This is a genomic window from Leptolyngbya sp. FACHB-541, from assembly GCF_014695875.1.
Classification (GTDB): domain Bacteria; phylum Cyanobacteriota; class Cyanobacteriia; order Elainellales; family Elainellaceae; genus JAAUTN01.
The window spans coordinates 26,747-44,991 of the sequence record NZ_JACJPC010000149.1; the positions used below are offsets into that span (position 1 = coordinate 26,747).

Here is an 18,245-nt window from a genome sequence, read left to right on the forward strand (position 1 = left end):
GGTCGTAGGATGCGTTACGCAGTGCTAACGCATCACTCAAGCTCTTTCGGTGCGTTATGCTGGCGCTAACGCACCCTACTGGTGCTACCAGAAATGAACGACGTTAGGGCGTTTTCACCGGGGTAGTACCTTCTGCAAGCTGTGGTGATGTGTGTTTTGCCTGATTTGGCGATCGCTGCCGCTCACTTTTGATTCTGCCGATGGTTTCCATCAGGGCATTTAGCTCACAGTTGAGGTCTTGCCCGCAGAACACTTCTCTGGCGCGATCGCTATACACTCGACGAGTTTCATAATCCGTTAGTGCCAACACTGCCTTGACCAGCGCCTCAACATTGCCGCAGGGATAAACCAGCCCGTTGTAACGATGCTGAACCGTGTCACTGTAACCCCAGTTGCCGCAGCGATCGCTCAAAATTGGCGGGCATCCTGCCGCCATTGCTTCAGAAATCACCAGTGGATGAGGGTCATTGTGAGACGTTGAGATAAACACATCGGTCGCTGCGTAATACAGCGGTAGTTTGCTCTGGTTCACAAAGCCCACATTCAACACTTCACCATTGAGGGATTCCAAGCGTTGATTAATTGCGTCAGTCAACTCACCGCCGCCAATCATGATGCCTCTAACGCGAGGGTCAATTTGGTGCGCTTTGGCGATCGCCTCAATAAACTCAAACGGATTCTTACGCTCAATGTATTTGCCCGTAAAGCAATACAGGATGGTGTCTTTGTCCCAGCTTAGCTTTTCGCGAATTTGCTGAATTTCGTCCTGATTGTGAACGATCGTTTGTTCGTAGCGATCGCGGTCAACCGGATAGCAGCCCCGCACCATCTTTTCATCAGGTACGCCATAGTGCCTCAGGTAAATCGCATTGTGGTCACCGCTAGAAACCCAGTGATCCGCCAAACTGTACATCCAGGGATACAGCATTGACATCACAATCTTTCGCAACCGACTGTAGTGATTGTCAGTAATGATGGTTGCGTCATTCTGCATGATGATGGGAATGTCCCGTAGCTTGCAGAGCAAAATTGCCAGTCGATAGGAGTAGGTGTAAAAGCTAGGCAAAAACACCGCATCGACGTTTTGACGCGTCAAGCGGCTGAGCAATCCTGGGTTGAGCAATCCTTTTTCGATCTTGTCGGCTATCTTGCCATCCCAAGTTTTTAGAAACTCATTGTGATAGCCGCCTGTGAGGTCAACATCCCAGGGTTGAGTGCTGCCAAGGTGGCGATCGCCACTTACCTGGTTTTCATTGCAGAGATAAAAAGCGGAAACTGAGACTCCGGGCTGTTCATTTAACTTTTTCCACAGCGGGGCGTGGTGCTGAGTGGGGTGGGTAAATACAACCCCTAAGCGAAATGTGTCTTGCATGGTTTAACTCACTCAACTCATTAACAAACGAAGTTTGCTTAACGTCCAGCTAATTGGCTTTGGGCGAAACTGGGGAGCAAATAGCCAGCTAATCGCAGGTTTTGCCAGCGGCAGCGGCATCACACCCACCCAGACAAACCACAGGCTGAAAATCACCCGCTTCTGCCAGTTGTAGTCTGAATATTTCCACAGAGCGCGAACACCCCAATAAGCAAGTTCCAGTGGGCGATCGGAGGGCACCAGATGTTGGTCAGGATCTAGCCGTAACGACGCCATGCGTGACCAAACCCTTCCAAAGAAGCGTAGTCCTAAATCAGCTGGCACTTCATAGCCCAACTCACTTGCTCGCTGCTCTAGCAGCTCACATCGCTGTAAATCGTGGCGCACAAACCGACGGAAGCGATCGCTTGCCACCTCCGTCACCGCCCACTGGTTGCTGTCATGAATCCGGTAAGCTCCCAGAGGTTCCTCAATTGCTCCGACATCGCCATACAGCGGAATCAGAACGGACAAATAGTCATCCGCCGTCAGCTTAAACTCATCAGGAATTGGGAAAACATGTTTCATCGCCTCCCGGCTAAGGGCATTGCCGCTGGTCGGCGTACTGTTATAGGTGCCTACATCAAGCAGAGTGCGCCAAACCTCTCCACTAGACAAGGGCTGTGTCCCTTGAGGGTAAGAAAATCCGCGAGGTTGTCCAGATGAATCGACCACAGACAGCCGATAATGGATTTTCGACATCCCTGGCTCCCAAGCTTCAACGACTCGCTTAGCTACATCGGGGAAAAGATAATCGTCGGAATCCAGGAAGATGATGATATCGCCCTTGCTTCTGGCAAAACCGCTGTTGAAGGCTGCTGCCTGCTTACCGTTGGGCTGCAAAACGGGAATAATGCGATCGCCATACTTTGCAATCACATCGCGTGAATTATCGGTGGAGCCATCATCCACCACAATTACTTCTGTATTGGGATAGGTTTGCGCTAAAGCACTGTCGATCGCCTCACCCAAAAACCGCTCGTAGTTGTAGTTATTGATGATGATGCTGACCAACGGTTGAGTTTCCATAGCTGTCTGTTAGATGTTTTGAACGAAAGATTCTCTCCTAAACTGGCTTGCTTAAGCGCGATTTAAGGAGGTAGTAAAACGTCACGCAATTGACTTCTAACCTTTCATAAAACCGGAGATTGGCAAAATACTTCTCTATCAACTCCTTACAATCCTTGAGATTACTTCCACTAGCTAAGTAGGCGCTCAACCCTTGCGAAAATAGTTTCTTACTGAGCTTGTTGAATTCCAAGAAGCGAATACGCATCCAGTATGCTGTTGCGATACGAATTTCAGCATAAATTCTCCGCTTATTATCAAATGACTGTGTACTGTAGAGATTGTTCTCGTGAACTCTAAAAATTCCCAAATTTCTAGTTGTCACATATCCTGCCCCCAGTCCTACTGCCAAGAGATTCAAGTATGTGTCGCAGATTGCAAGACCCGAAGATCCTTTACACTCTGGCAGTGGAAAGATTTTTTCTAGAAAGGTTCTGCGGAAGCACAAATTAGATGTAGATGGTGTGAAATTTGGCAACTTTGCTTTTTTTAGTTCTGACCTAAAATCAACCAGCTTTGGAGGTTCACTAGAATTATCGACAAATATATTTTTGTAGAACTCTGTGCGTTCTATATTGACTAGTGCTTTTGTTTTCACTGGAGCAGATTCAGTGAAGACCCAACCAATCCCAGAGTTTGCCCTAAATAAATCAACGACCTCAGATACTTTTTGAGGTAAAAAGATATCATCCGCGTCAAGTATGCAAACTATCTCTCCTGTACTTGCTGCAAAACCGGCATTTAGAGCAGAAGCTTGTCCTCCATTCGCCTTAAAAACCTTGACGACTTGATTACCATAACCATCAATGATTGAGCGAGAGGTATCTGTAGAACCATCATCTACTACAACGACTTCTACCGAGCTGTAAGTCTGATTTAATGCACTATCGATCGCCTCTGCAATAAAGCGACCGTAGTTATAGTTATTGATGATGATGCTCACTAGCGGCTGAGTCTCCACGTTTATATCCTCTTTACAATTCACGTGATTTCCGAGGGAGCAAGCTATCTCTCCCAACTTATTCTGAAGAAATTGGAAGAAAACCGGAACTTTTCAGAAGTAGGGAGTAATCCGTTGCCACAAAAACAAACTCAGATGAAAGGGCACCCCGCGAAGCGAGGTGCCCTTTCATCTGTAGCCCTAACTTTTGGAATTAGTATAATAATTGAAGTCAGCTAAGACATTGATGCAGGTTCACTCACAAATCCATTAACAGTCCTTTAAGGGTTTTACCTGCAACAGACCAGTTCAAACGCGTTTGATATTCATGAAAGGCAGATAACGCCAATTGCTGGTACCGAGAGTAGTTGGTGAAAATATCCGTAATATATTGACAGTATTCAGATACTTCTGCCGCTGGATCAAACAACCGTCCGTTTATATCTTCTTTAATAATGGTAGGAACACCACCTACATGAGTAGCGATGCAGGGCACTCCTAAAGCGTTTGCTTCACAAAACACTAAGCCGTAACATTCGGCTCTGGTCGGTAAAATCAAAAAGTGAGACTCCGCTAAAAGACGTAAAATTTCTTCTTTGCCTGCTTGAGTTGATTTACTGATAAAACCAAGAGGACGCACAAAATCAGGCAAAGGTTCATCTAGAACAGGCTGACAACCCACTACAGTCAGTTCCGCTTTAAGACCTGAAGCGTTCAGCATCTTAACAACATTGAAGGCGATATCTCCTCCTTTGCGAAACCAGTCAACGCCCAAAAACAGAAATTTGCACACGTCACTAGGACGTGCTTTAATTACACTTTGAACCTCATCTAGAGCCCAACTATTTTCAAGATTGGCTCCAAAAGGGACAACTTTCACTTTATCTGGGTCAGCTTTGTAGTGATTGACAGCCGTTTGTGCAGCCCAATCTGAAGCATAAATTGCTAAACTAGATTTGTGCAAAGCTAACTGCTCCATACGGTGCCAGTCCCGGACGGTTTCTTGGCAAAGTTGGCTATAGTGTGGGTAAGAGCTGTTTAATCCAGCGAAGGTTGCATCTGCATAAAAAGCAACTGGCTTTGAAGTTTCCAGATAAGCAATCGAATTGCTAGTAACACTAAATATGAGGTCAGATTGGCTTCTTGCCAATTTTTGAGAAACCTGATGAGCGTAATCTTTCAAAATGAGTGGTTCTGGATCTCGCAAATATCGTTCACCAAACAATTCATGATAGTGACGCTTTGATTTACGAATAACCTTGTGAATTAACTTGTCCTTTAATGGACCAATGTAATCGAGGGAAATAGCCTGACCCGTGAGAGACTGGGCAATATAGTACCCTAGACCTGACCACTGATGAACATCTTGTGCATTATAGGTGGTGACATAAGCTACTTTCATGATGTTTCTCCAACATTTTCAAGTGATTAAGAACTAAGGACATTGAGAGCGTTTCGAGCGTTTCAAACAAATCGAACTGATTCAATCTTTAAAGTCTCAACAGTGAATTCTGAATTCACTGTCGAACACATTGCTTTGATCAATAATTTGATGACTCTTTGGTCAATCTACCGCCTTAAAGTCTTATCGTTCTGGCTGCGAGTCTTAGTAGCTCTTGACTGTAGCTATGTTGGTCACTATAGTTTTCATAACGGCAGGCTCAAAAATGAGTTGAGTCGAAATAGGAGAAAGCTTCTGCTTCGGTGCTTTGCTCTAACTCTAGATTTGAGAATGCATTAGGTTTTTGAAAAACTCCTTTTCTGACAAATCTTTTATGTCTATACCAGTTTTTACCTCGATGCACTGAATACTGGATTAGCGAGCCGTCTACAAAGTAAATACTCCCTAGCAAAGAAGCAGCAAAGGGAATATAATGTAATTGTCATACACAATTACATCTTCTGAATTGTCGGTAGAGCCATCACCCACCACAATCATTTCTGTATTAAAACGGTTTTTGGACAGAGCGCTGCGATCGCCTCTGCCAAAAACCATTTGTAGCTATAGTTCTTGATGCTGCTAACTAGCAGCTAAATTTACACGCTTACATCCTCCTTAGTCCAAGTGACTTTAAAGGCAATCAGCTATTTCTCCTCCATCATTCAGGGAGAGTCAGAGGAAAACCGGAATTTTCCGAGCCAATAGAAAAGAAATAATCTAGTTTGTTTAATTAGAAAGACAATTCTTTCAAGGTTGCGGAAGCCGAAAAGCCTTTGAGCCAACGTGTAAGCGGCGGTTCTATCTGTGCTGTTTGCCTGAAACTTGGGAGATAACGTTAAAGTTTTCTCTAGCAGTTTGAAATATTGAGGCGGGTCAAATTCTAAATATCCTCTAGCCAACATGAAGTAAGACTGAGCCATTGCATCTCGGTAGCTTTGGGATAGCTTCCCCTCTGCCAAAAGCATTTTCTCCGCCTTCTCCAAAATTATCTGGTGGCTTTCGAGGTATCGAGTCTTAGAAGATGTAGAAACTGTGACATTGCCATGGCGTCTATAGATGGAATAGCAACCAGACTGGTAGCCCACTTTGGCACCACTCATGACGATGGAGAGGAAGAAGTCCCGATCTTGTCCGGCTTTTAGCGATTCATCCCAGCCGCCAACTTGGGCAATGGGCGATCGCTTAAATAACAAACAGGCAGGCGAAACCCACCAATCTGCTAGCAGCGACTCCAGCAAATCTGGCTGGTTGCCAGTGACTTTTATATCTTCTAGGTAAGAGTCTCCGTTGGGCAAATGATATTGATGTCGCCAATCGCCATAAACAACATCAAACGCCGTTTCTTCCAGAAAATGAACCTGCCGCTCTAGCTTCTCAGGCAGCAAGTAATCATCAGCGTCCAGGTATTGGATATAGTCCCCTTTGGATAGAGCAAACCCTCGATTGCGGGCATAATTACCGCCTCGGTTAGGACCACTCTCCCAAATCACTCTGTCGCCATAGCGTTTGATTACATCTAAGCTGTCATCGGTTGAGCCATCGTCAATGACAATTACCTCTACGGTCGAATAGGTTTGGTTGAGACAGCTATCAATTGCTTCTGCAATCCATTTCTCAGCGTTGAAGCAGGGAATGATAACCGAAACAAGTTTTGCCATTCTATCCAATCCTATTCGAGTCTGTGAATTTAACCAGTAGAAAAATGTGCGATCGCGTTGAACTTAAAGCTTTAACGCAGAAAAATGCCTATCAAATCCAGTTTTGTTGAGTACAAATAACATCATTACCTTGGCAAAGAACTTAATCGTTCTCTGATTAGGAGACCAGGTCATTACCTTGGTAGCTAACATCAACAGTTCCTTACTGCAAGCACTGAAAGTACCAAAGTGATTGCGATAATAAACCTGTGCATGGATGGAATTGAAGTAATCTAATATAGGCTCTCTCTGGCTGCTCTCTAGTTTAGCGTTTAGGAACGTATCCATTGCATGGAGAAAGTCTTGTGAATCCGCCTTCTTGTTACCAAACCAATTATTACTGCCATGAACACGATATTGAGTTAAGGCATCCTCCGCAAAATACATATCGCCCAGCAAGGAAGCTGCCTTCACTACAAAGTCATCGGCACGAACCTTGATGAGGTGACAAGTTAAAGGAAAGACTTGCTCTGCCAATGAGCGAGTTAATGCTACGCCACTGGTTGGCGCACCTAAAAAAGGAACATAACGATATTTCTTAGCATAGCTGTACACTTCTGTTGCTGTACTAATTTGGGTCAACGCTTGACCTTGGAATTCCTTAAGACGTTTAACCCTGTGCAAGCTTTTCCACTCACAGCTATGGTTAATTAATTCAGTCCTCAAATGTTCACTTCTATCATTGATGATCTCAAGCCCATTACAGATAGCTACATTTGCATTGTCTGAAGTAACCTGCTGAAACAAATTAACGAGCCTACTGATTTTTTCAGGAGAAAATGTGTCGTCAGAGTCTAAGAAGAAAAGGAAATCTCCCTTGCTTTGTTCAACCCCTACATTAAATGCAGAAGCTTGACCACCATTTTCTTTAAGGATGGGGATGATGCGATCGCCATAGCTCTTAATAATCTCCTGCGAGCCATCTGTTGAACCATCATCAACTACAACAACTTCAACGTGAGGGTAAGTTTGATTTAGGGCACTATCGATCGCCTCTCGTAAAAAGCGTCCATAGTTGTAGTTGTTAATAAGTACACTTACAAGCGGAGAGCTTTTCATGATAGGACTCGATGAAGGTATTAGCAAATCAAAAAGCTATTTATTTACTAAAATTTACTCAACTAATTCGCACCAATCAGGATATTTCTTCAAATTTCATAGGCTCCTCATTTATTCGAGTTAAGAGAATATTTGAAGGGTCTAACTTGTTACTTAGTGATAGGCGAAAGCATAGCATTCTAGGTTTATTCCAGAGCTATCCGCCAAATGCTACGCTCTTACAGCAGACATTCGTCACTTTTCAAACATCCTCTTGACTCGACTTTATCCATTTGAGATGCAGAGCGTTCCTATAGAGTCAAGCTTAATTCGGAGTGAATTAAGCTTGACTCTATCCAAATTTCTTGCCTGAGACAAAAGCTACAGGTTGGAAGCAAATTCCTTTGAGTTCAAAATCTTCTCAATTGCTAATGTTGCTCCTTGCTGAACAGCCTTGTGCAAAGGTCGCTGTTCAGGATGCATTTTCCACAAACGATATAGTTCAGAAACTTTGGCTTTTAGCGATCTATCGGGTGGAGAAGGCAACTTATTACGCATCGCCTCTAGAACAATTCGAGAATAAGTAGTTCCTTTAATCAAGCGAGAAAAATACTCCTGGGTCAGACGATTAGCTGGGATGAGATGTGTAAGTTTGAGAGCAGTAAATAACCCCGTGCCTAAGCCAAGATCGCAAGCGGTATATGCTAGGTCAATATCTTCACAGGAGAGCGGTATTTCATCTGTGCTAGACGCTCCTCTACGTCCAAGCTTTGACCGTACCGGATGATTCTGAACATCGGCAGCATATTGATCTGTTACGGTCTTACGGACACATAACCCGGCCCCGTAAGGGGTAGTTTCTAACTGATGCAACAGATTTGACCATTGATCTCTGTCTACTTCACGAAGAGCCAAATATCCCCAAAAAGGCTTTGTCCACTCTGGAGGAGAGACTTCAAATTCGGGCAGGGTCTGACCACCCCAAGCACCAATTGAAGGATGATTTTGACTAATCTGTAGCGTAACTTCCAGGTAGTCTGGCGCTAAGACGTTGTCATCATCAACAAAAACTAGAGTCTCCCCAGTTGCTTCAGCCATTCCGCGCAGTCTTGCAGGGGTCAAACCAAGTTCTTCTTCCCGAATATGGCGTGATTGGGGATGCCAACTCAAGTCTATTTCTGATGCAAGTAATTTGTCGCTTGCATTATCTACCAATAACAACTCCCAGTTATCCGTTGATAATGTTTGAGAACGCAACGCATTGAGAACTTTTTGAAGGTAGTTCGGGCGGGGATTGTGAGTGCAAATAATAACAGATAGAAACTGACTCATGGTTACTCCTCAAATTTCGGATTGACTAGCTAGATGCACCAGTTTTGTAGCTTGCTCAAGCCGCTTTAAGCGCGTACTTCTAGGCATAGCTGCGGGGGCACCCCTGGTAGTCTCAGTCAATTTGTGAGTAAGTCATACTCTGTTACAAAGACACACTATCTACATGAATAGTTCCTTAGAATTTTGCTATTTCGTAAACACGCTTGTATGCTGCATGCCCTGACTCTATTTGCTTTTGTGCAGCCTCTAACAACTGAGGTTTGATTTGTGCAGCCGTATGCCAGGCAGATTGAATGCTATTCAGCAATTTTTCACCAATGTCCTTATCATCTAAAAGCAATACCTCACAGCCAACACCAAACTGATCTGCCAGACCACGGAATTTATCAACATAGTATTGAGACTTGGCAAGGCAAACAACTGGTACACCTTGAGACAGCGAGAAAACGCCTGCATGGTAACTTCCAGTAATCACGACACGACATTTTCCTACTTGCTCAATCACCTTCAATGGAGTATCAAGCGATTCTCCACCATCCGAGGTGTCGTCATAACCAGCAAGCAATTGTTGAATTGATGCACTATCGGTTTCCATAAACCCTTTATAGAAACCATGAGCAATTGGGATAGGAAGAAGGGAAACTTCTTTTTGTCGAGCAAACGTTTGCAGGGCTGATTTGACTACTTCGAGCAGAGCTGCATTTACACCTGAATATGCAGCAACTCTGAGGTTTATTCCGATACTATCCCCAAGTTCGGGCTTCCGAGATGAGTAAGCTAACTCAATTGCATCGTCACCTGTTACAACAATCCCTTCTTGTGGAACTCCAAGAGATTTGAGTAGTGGCATTCCGACACGTTTTTCTCTTAGGGTCAACAGATCTATGGCCGGGAGAGTAGCTTTAGCCGTAGCGTATAACTCGCGGTTCTGAAGTGGTCCAAATCCTTGCCCCAACATAGCAGTGGGTTTGCCTAGCTTCGTGGCGAGTTTTAGAGTTTCCAGAGCAAAATTTGCATGATTCCCAAACTCATCATTGATGTATCCTCCTCCTGATGCAACAACTAAATCAGCCTTAGAAATTACATCCAGAAAGGTTTCGACATCCTTTACTTTGTCTGGAACCTTGCGTAGTTTGAATTTGACGTATGAACGTGATAACGAAGGGAAGAGGCTCCAGATCAGGTCTTCTAACGCAAGCCACTTCTTAGCAACCCCCTTGGGCAACACTCCATGAACTTGATGAATCAACGGGGAAAACCGCATTTCACGACCAAATGGTGATACGGGTTGTGCGTTGGGAATATACTCATGAAGAATTTCTGGAGCAGTTGTAAATACGTGGATTAGGGCACCGGGGAAGATTTTATGTAGCCGTGCAACCAGAACTTGTAGCATGGCTAAATCACCCATATTCTTCAATTCATAACCGCTCTGCTCTACAAGAATTCTCATGATGAATTAACGTGGTGAAACTACAAGGTAACCGCGCTCAAATCTGGATTAGTTGTATTTGGCTAGCTCTTCTCTAGCTCAATTACCACCAGCAGAATGCTAATTGTCTCTGCTATTTATCGAAATCAACAGATTGTGTAAAATCAACAGATTCTAGCTAACTCGCTTCGTGCTGCATCTGGTGATATTTCCACAATTTGCCTTGCAAGCTCAGAAGCTCTTGATAAGTTCCCTGCTCAACAATACGACCTTGTTCTAAGACAATGATTTGGTCCGCTCTCATGATGGTTGATAAGCGGTGGGCGATCGCTATCACAGTCCGTCCCACAGATAACTCTTCCAGAGACTTTTGAATGAGTCGTTCAGAAACTGAGTCCAAAGCACTTGTTGCTTCGTCGAGGATCAAGATTTCAGGGTTTCTCAGCAAGGCACGGGCAATCGCAATCCGTTGTCTTTGTCCACCAGAGAGCCGCACACCGCGATCGCCCAACACTGTATCCAATCCTTCCGGCATCTTTTGGATAAACTCCACAGCATTCGCTAGTCGGGCTGCTTCTAGCACCTCTGCTTCACTGATGTTATCTAAACCGTAGGCAATATTACTGTGAACGGTTGAGTTAAAGATAAAAGTGTCTTGACTCACCGTTGCCATCCGATGACGAACCGAATTAATCTCTAGCTCTCGTAGGTCAATTCCATCAAATAGAATTTTGCCTCGCGTGGGGTCATAGAATCGGATGACCAAGTCTGCCAGCGTTGATTTTCCGGCACCCGATGCACCAACCAGAGCAACTGTTTGACCTTTAGGAATGGTTAGCGTGATATCTTTCAACACAGACGATTCAGCATCATAGCCAAAATCAACCCCAACAAACTCAATTGCCTGTTGCAGCCCTCTAAACTGAATGTGTCCAGCCTGTAGGTAAGGCTTGTTTTCAGTGCTTAACAGATTCTCGATACTTTGAATCGGACCTTGGAAGCGGCTGATTGCAGAAAACCGCCCGCTAATTTCTTGAATTGCGGGAGCAGCTCGAATCACAATAAAGATGAAGGTGAGGAGTGAGGCGACTGTCAGGGTTCCATTGTTGACAAAAACGCTGATTCCTAAAACTAGAATTCCGATTAAAACAACACTGGCAATGGCTTCTGCGATCGGCTTCACAACTGCGTAGCGAGTCGTGGCGACCTTCGCCGCCGCCGCTACATTGTCACTCGCCTCGTAAAACCGTCGCCGTTCAAACTCTTGAGTTCCAAAGGCGTGTACCGTCCGAATTCCGTTGATAAACTCCGCTGCGGTGGAAGTTAGTCTGCCTCTAGCTCTAGACTCTGGGAAACTAGACTCTCGCACCCAGCCGTTTAGAGATGCTATTCCCGCTGCTGCTAAACCGAAAAGTAGGACTGCCATTACAGTGAGTTCCCAGGAAATGCCCACAGCCAGTATGCTGTAGGCAACCACAACCATCGATCTAACGAATATAGCAGTGAATGTTGAAACAGCTTCTTGAAGCTGAGAAACCTCAGCAGTCATAGTGTTCAACAGTTCACCAGCCTTTGTTTGTCCATAGAAACGTAAGCTGACTGCCTGTAGCTGCTCAAAAACCTGTTTATACAAGTTATTGATTAGCTTGATTCTGCCAAAATCTCCATAGATGGCACTAAGATAGCCAAACAGGACACGAAACAGAGTCGAGAGCAAGATTAAGCCTGATATGCGATAAAGACGGCTTAACGGCGATGCATTAACGCCCAAGATCCAGACATCAATCCACTGAATTCCAGTTTGCAAAGGTTCTGAATTCGGCTCTACCAAGTTTTGCAAGAACGTGAGTAGAAAGCTAATACCAAATCCTTCAAAAACGGCCGTTAGTAAGGAAAAAATAAGAACCAGAAAAATCAGATGCGGAAATTTCTTGATTTCTCGCAAAATCAACTTGTTATCTTTCCAAAAACCGGTTGTTTTGATGATCCGACGCAAAGTTGGAGGAAGTTGGTATTTCATGGAGAAAACTATCTACTTGACTGCACTGAAGATTGGCTGGCGCTGGGGATTGGGAGAGACTAGAAGCCTTGCAGCATTGGTTTATTTGCAGCACTAGTTGATTAGAAGTAACAGGGAAAACCGACCTGAATTCTTATCTGATGAACAGAAGCGTTTGACGTTTGTTCCAGATGGTAATCCTGAATCAAGTTTTCGAGATGTTACAGGCTTTTCCGGATATCTTTACGGAGGAAGAGTGCAACCTGGTGGGTTTCTGCTCTAGAAAACCTTATGTTTCAGCCTGTAGCTGGCTTTAGACAAAGCAACCCCTAAGGAGAGCTGCTCAGCTCTCTGTTAGATCTTTGTGAATTTTGTGAGATTCGTCCGGAGGAGGCGATCGCACTCAAGATAAAAGGTCAAATTAGCCAGAATATTCAGCTTCCTGTAGAAACGGTATCCGTTGCATAGAGCAAACGATGTAGGTTTTTAGCTGCTGGCTGCGCCTTTGCGCTTTGTCCGAGTTGTTCCCGCAACCGTTGATCCTGGCACAACTGACTTAATGTTTTAGAAATTTCAGCCGTAGAGTTGGGATTTACCAACAAACCTGTAACACCGTGAATGACAGCATCTTCTACACCACCCGCCTTCGAAGCGAGAACAGGTTTACCAAAATAAGCGGCTTCCAGGTAAACAATGCCAAAACCTTCAATACTGTGGGCTTGTTCATCAAAGAAGGTAAGCATCGAAAAGAAATCGCAGGCGGCGTAGTAACCTGCTAGCTGCTGGTCAGTTACATATCCCAAAAAGTGAACGCGATCCTGCACATTTAGTTCTGTGGCGAGGGCTTTTAGCTCTTCCTCCATCCATCCCTGTCCACAGATTAAATAATGAACATCTAGCTGATTTGCCAGCAGGTTGGGTAAGTTTTTGATGATGCGATCGAAACCTTTGCGGCGCACTAATCGTCCTACTGACAAAATGACAACTGCTGTTTCAGGAATATTGCAATTCTTCCGCATTTGGCAACGCAAAGCGTGAAGTTGATCTGCGTTTATACAGCCAAACTTCTCAGGTCTAACGGTGGGATGTATCACGTGAATGGATGCATCACAATGAAAATTTGATTTAAGAAAGGCTTGCGTGAAAGAGCTATTACAAACTACTCCTTTAGCCCGTTTGAGTAATAAATTAAAGAGTAGTTTAGACAGTGGTTTTTGAGCAATTTCGAGAACATCATCTCCATGCAAATATACAAAAAATTGAATCGGCAGCAGATAGCTTAGAAACAAAAGCACCGAGAATTCATATCCATGACACCACTCGATGTAGTCATAGCGATAGCGACGAAATAGCTTGACTGCAAACCAACAGGAATAAGTCATTCTCACAACCTGTCGGCAGAAATTAGTCAGACGAACGCTGCCTAAACCACGGGGTGACTGCACCCACTTTGGAACAAGCCAGCGATGAATTGGGAAAGGCTGGAGACGATCGAATGCCTGGTCTCCATCACAAGCCATCGTTGCTACAACAACCCGTTCAGGGTCTTGTAAACAACGGTTATAAGCATATTCCTCGATTCCACCTGCTTGGGGTAAGAAACTACGGCAAACGACAAGGATATTAGGTTTTACCATTGATGGCACGATAACTAAATAAGCAGCCACAGTTAAATATCTTTAATAAAAACCAGGAAGCTATTAACTGAAGCATTCCTTTGGTTTTTAATTTTTTCATTTACTTATGACTAGGGTTGAACTACTAGACGCAAACGCTTTACATCTGCACCTAATTTTATTTTCAAATTAGACAATACCTACGAATAACTTTTAGATGAAGATTCTTTCTAAAAGAACGTTTTTTCTGTGAATTCACTAATATTTAACATCTAGCTTTTTTCTTTGAGGAATCTATCAAATTCCTTGGCAAAGCGGGGGGAATCAACCGGATACCAGTGTGTATCACTGTAAAGATTAGAAGGTATTCAGATACGTTCGCCTGTCCTAAATCGAGTTGTGAGTCTATCGGAAACACTAAGGCTAGCCCATACGACTATCACAGCAGCATGACTATTGCAACAGCTTCTGCACACTGGACCTACACAAGATTTATGTTGTATACGCGCTCTACAGATTTACTCAGGTGGACAAAGTCTACAGCAGGGCTGATGTTGTTTGCCTTGATGGCGATCGCCCCCATTGCTCCTGCTGCTGCTCAGCTACCATCTCTAAACAACACCAACCGTTCTGCTCTGCCTCCCAACCCCGCTCAAACAGACCAGGGCTACACCTTAGGTCCAGGCGATCGCATCCGCATTGACACCTTTCAGCTTCCCCAATATAGCGGCGAATTTGAAGTTTTAATCGATGGATCGATTAACCTTCCCGTTTCAGGACTCGTTTCAGTTCAAGGGCTAACTGTCAGTCAGGCAGCCGATGTGGTTTCAGCAGCCTATAGCGAATTTCTCAGACGCCCCCTCGTCACACTTACCCTGCTAGTGCCCCGTCCCTTCCAAATTGGCATTGCTGGTGAAGTCAACCGTCCCGGTTCTTACACCGTTCCGCGTCAAGATACCCAGTTTCCAACGGTCACCCAGGCTTTACAAACAGCTGGAGGACCTACCCTCGCTGCCGACATTGGACGGGTTGAAATTCGCCGCCCCCAACGCTCTGGCACCGAGCAGATTATCAGCGTAGATTTGCGACAGCTATTGGCAACAGGCGATCTGCGTTATGACCTAGCACTGCGTGACGGCGACACCATCTACATCCCTACCGCCGATCAAATCGATCTACAAGAAACCTCTCGCCTCGCCTCTGCTAGCTTTGCCCCAGAAGAAAGCCCTGCCGTCAATATTGCAGTTGTTGGCGAAGTGTTTCGCCCCGGTACCTACACCGTCACGGGTACTGCTAGAACCTCTGAAGCGGGCGTTCCGGGTGGGCTAAACGTCACAGGTCGCCCTCCCACCGTGACCCGCGCCATTCAGGTTGCGGGCGGCATCAAATCGATGGCTGACATCGGACGCATCGAAGTTCGCAGACCCACCAGCGCAGGTGAAGAACAGGTGTTTGAAATCGACCTGCGAGCGCTGTTGCTCGAAGGGGATTTGCGGCAAGATGCTGTTTTGCAGGAGGGGGACACTATCGTCGTGCCCGTAGCGACTGTCGTAAGCCCAGAAGATGCAGCGCTTTACGGTAGCGCTAGCTTCTCACCAGACAGCATCAGGGTAACGGTTGTGGGTGAGGTTACTGAGGCAGGAGTGGTCGAGATTCCACCAAATACCCCGATGAATCAAGCTATCCTCTCGGCTGGCGGATTTAATACTCGTGCCCGCAGAGGCACCGTGCGACTCGTGCGACTCAACCCCGATGGCACGGTGAGGGAAGAGCGAATTCCCGTCGATTTTGCTCAGGGAATTAGCGAAGAAAACCCGATTTTGCAAAACAACGATGTTGTTATTGTTGGGCGCTCTAACTTAGCCAGCATTTCGGATACGTTAGGCACGATCTTGACACCTCTGGATCGATTTTTCTCTATCCTTGGTGCTCCTTTCAGGATCTTCGATTGATGCGGTTTGGAACTCACTGCTGGCGACACGATTTACTCATTTGCGGGGGCAAAGATGAAGGCTGACCAATATTCTCAACGGATACTTCCGGCTGACGCGATTCAAGCTGATGGTGGGGATGAAGGCGGGTTAGATCTCACTCAGACTGTAGGCGCTCTCCGGCGTAAAGCACTGCTAATTTTGGGTATCGCAGCCGCAATTACAGCCGCAGCCGTGTTCAAGGCTTTAACCGATACCCCCGTCTACCAAGCGGGTATGGAGATTCTAGTCAAGCCTGTGAGTGTAGAGACAGAAGTTCTCTCTAATAATCCTGACTCTTTGAGCCGTCGCAGAACGCGGCCAAACTCTGACCAACCTGCAATAACCGACACTCAACTCAAAGTTCTGCAAAGCCCTAAAGTCATCGCTCCGATTGTTGAAGACCTTGAAGGACAGTTTCCTGGACTAAACTACGGTGCCTTCATCAATAGTCTCAGCATCTCGGTGACGGCAGAAAACATTCTGGTAATTGGCTATCAGCATCCTGATCCTGAGCTAGTGCGAGCCGCGCTTACTGAAGTTTCTGAAGCTTATTTAGACTACAGCCTTGAAGAACGGCAGGCAGAAATTCGCACAGGACTGGACTTTATCGAAGCACAGCTTGATCCATTGCAGGAACAGGTAAATCAGCAGCAGCAACGGTTACAGGTTTTGCGGCAGGAGAACAATCTGATTGACCCTGAATCTAGGGGAGGTGAGCTGTCTGGTCAGACGAGCGCATTCACGAACCAACAGTTGGAGACTCGATTAGAGTTACAGCAGGCGCGATCGCTCTATGCAGACTTAGAGCGCGAACTGGCAGAGTCAGCTGACGCAAATGCCTCATCTGCTCTAACTCAAAATGCTCGCTACCAAAAGCTGCTAGACCTGATTTTGGATGTTAATAGCCAGATGGCTCAAGGTTCAGCCTTGTTCCGAGAAAATAGCCAGGAAATGCAGGTACTTGCAGATCAGCGAGAGAGCCTTTATCCGCTACTGCGCCAGGAAGGACAGCGAGTTTTAGAGCAGGTTGGAAGCCGAATTCAGGAACTCGAAGCCCGCGATCAGGCTTTGAGCGAGTCGATCGGCAATATTAATGTGAGAATTGACCAACTGTCTGAAGTGAGTCGCCAGTACACAGACATTCAGCGCGAACTGCAGATCGCCACAGACAACCTAAGTTTATTTTTAGCGCAGCGAGAAGCTCTACGGATTGATGCCGCTCAGGAAGAGATTCCCTGGCAGATATTGACTCCACCTGGTGAACCCAGCCCCGTATCGGCAAGTGTTACTCGGAACGCGGCTCTGGGTATCGTTTTAGGTTTACTGATCGGCATCGGCACGGCTTTACTGCTCGACAAACTGAGTGACTTCCTCTACACACCTAAGCAAATCAAGGATGTCACCAAACTGCCCATTTTGGGGGTCATCCCTCACTACGAAGATTTGGAAGACTCAATTAGCGCAACTCATGTCATCGCTCAGTCGTTGCAGATGAGCCGAGGTGCGTTGAGTAATGGCAATGGGCATCGTCCGATTGACCCAGCTTTTGTGGAAGCGTTTCGCTCGCTGTGGACTAACATTCGCCTGCTCAATCCTGATGCTCCAGTGCGATCGCTCGTCATCGGGTCTGCCGTTTCTAATAGCGGCAAATCCACAATCGCCGTCTTTTTGGCTCAAGCTGCTGCCGCAATGGGGCAGCGAGTTCTCCTGGTTGACACCGACCTGCGCCGTCCCAGCCTACATGAGCAACTGGGCGTAGCCAACACACGAGGGCTAACCGATTTGATTTCTGCTAGCGTTACTCCCTATCAGGCGATTCAGCGATTGTCCAAAGAAGACTACCTGTTTGTCCTGACGGCAGGTTCGGCTCCACCCGACCCACCCAAGTTCTTTGCTTCCCGCCGAATGCAAAGCCTAATGGAAGAATTTCATAAAACATTTGACCTAGTCATTTATGACACACCGCCGCTATTAGGCTACTCGGACGCGCTGCTGTTGACCGCTCGGGCTGACGGTATGGTGCTCGTCTCGCGCCTCGGCAAGCTCAAGCGTTCTTCGCTAGAGCAGGCTTTAGAAGACTTGAGAATTGCTGGCGTATCGGTTTTAGGCGCAGTGGCAAACGGTTCTAAAGATCGAGTCAAAACACCCTACTCACCAGTGTCCTACGTTCCTCAGGAAGGGGTTGGTGAAATCCTTGAACCATCCCATCCCGGACAGCAAAATTAGGGGAAACTATGACGCTGCACTGGAAAAGTTGTTGTAGAACCTGCAACAGGTGACGCATCAAAATGTTAACTT

13 protein-coding genes are annotated in these 18,245 nt (G+C 45.8%); 2 read left to right on the forward strand and 11 right to left on the reverse strand.

The window, feature by feature from the left end:
• Positions 1–103: 103 nt before the first annotated feature.
• The 11 genes from H6G00_RS33620 to H6G00_RS33670 all read right to left on the reverse strand — a co-directional run bounded on the left by H6G00_RS33620 (position 104) and on the right by H6G00_RS33670 (position 13,995).
• Complete coding sequence (locus tag H6G00_RS33620) at positions 104–1,372, reverse strand: glycosyltransferase family 4 protein (protein WP_190800064.1); 1,269 nt, start codon at positions 1,370–1,372, stop codon at positions 104–106.
• A gap of 12 nt (positions 1,373–1,384) precedes the next feature.
• On the reverse strand, positions 1,385–2,440 hold the full coding sequence (locus H6G00_RS33625; RefSeq protein ID WP_190800065.1) for a glycosyltransferase: 1,056 nt from the start codon (positions 2,438–2,440) through the stop codon (positions 1,385–1,387).
• 37 nt (positions 2,441–2,477) lie between these two features.
• On the reverse strand, positions 2,478–3,440 hold the full coding sequence (locus H6G00_RS33630) for a glycosyltransferase family 2 protein (RefSeq protein WP_190800066.1): 963 nt from the start codon (positions 3,438–3,440) through the stop codon (positions 2,478–2,480).
• Between the two features lie 238 nt (positions 3,441–3,678).
• Positions 3,679–4,821, reverse strand: a complete 1,143-nt coding sequence (locus H6G00_RS33635) for a glycosyltransferase family 4 protein (protein ID WP_190800067.1) — start codon at positions 4,819–4,821, stop codon at positions 3,679–3,681.
• Between the two features lie 444 nt (positions 4,822–5,265).
• Positions 5,266–5,415, reverse strand: coding sequence for a hypothetical protein (locus H6G00_RS33640; protein WP_190686504.1), 150 nt, complete (start codon positions 5,413–5,415; stop codon positions 5,266–5,268).
• 107 nt (positions 5,416–5,522) lie between these two features.
• On the reverse strand, positions 5,523–6,518 hold the full coding sequence (locus H6G00_RS33645; protein WP_190800068.1) for a glycosyltransferase: 996 nt from the start codon (positions 6,516–6,518) through the stop codon (positions 5,523–5,525).
• A gap of 63 nt (positions 6,519–6,581) precedes the next feature.
• Entirely contained in the window at positions 6,582–7,616 is a 1,035-nt protein-coding gene (locus H6G00_RS33650; protein WP_190800069.1) for a glycosyltransferase family 2 protein, read from the reverse strand.
• Between the two features lie 360 nt (positions 7,617–7,976).
• The gene (locus H6G00_RS33655; RefSeq protein WP_190642869.1) at positions 7,977–8,927 is read right to left on the reverse strand and encodes a glycosyltransferase; all 951 of its coding nucleotides are present in this window, start codon (positions 8,925–8,927) and stop codon (positions 7,977–7,979) included.
• Between the two features lie 175 nt (positions 8,928–9,102).
• Positions 9,103–10,380, reverse strand: a complete 1,278-nt coding sequence (locus H6G00_RS33660; protein WP_190800070.1) for a polysaccharide pyruvyl transferase family protein — start codon at positions 10,378–10,380, stop codon at positions 9,103–9,105.
• Positions 10,381–10,537: 157 nt separating this feature from the next.
• The gene (gene hepA, locus H6G00_RS33665) at positions 10,538–12,379 is read right to left on the reverse strand and encodes a heterocyst formation ABC transporter subunit HepA (RefSeq protein WP_190642871.1); all 1,842 of its coding nucleotides are present in this window, start codon (positions 12,377–12,379) and stop codon (positions 10,538–10,540) included.
• 413 nt (positions 12,380–12,792) lie between these two features.
• Positions 12,793–13,995, reverse strand: a complete 1,203-nt coding sequence (locus tag H6G00_RS33670; RefSeq protein WP_190800071.1) for a glycosyltransferase family 4 protein — start codon at positions 13,993–13,995, stop codon at positions 12,793–12,795.
• A gap of 473 nt (positions 13,996–14,468) precedes the next feature.
• On the opposite strand from H6G00_RS33670, the gene H6G00_RS33675 reads away from it, so the two are divergent.
• Both H6G00_RS33675 and H6G00_RS33680 read left to right on the forward strand, forming a co-directional pair.
• Positions 14,469–15,926 (forward strand): SLBB domain-containing protein, encoded by a 1,458-nt coding sequence (locus H6G00_RS33675; RefSeq protein ID WP_190800072.1) that lies wholly within the window; start codon positions 14,469–14,471, stop codon positions 15,924–15,926.
• A gap of 6 nt (positions 15,927–15,932) precedes the next feature.
• Positions 15,933–18,173 carry a polysaccharide biosynthesis tyrosine autokinase gene (locus H6G00_RS33680; RefSeq protein WP_190800073.1) on the forward strand — a complete coding sequence of 747 codons (2,241 nt, stop codon included), beginning with the start codon at positions 15,933–15,935 and terminating at the stop codon, positions 18,171–18,173.
• The last annotated feature ends 72 nt before the right edge of the window (positions 18,174–18,245 follow it).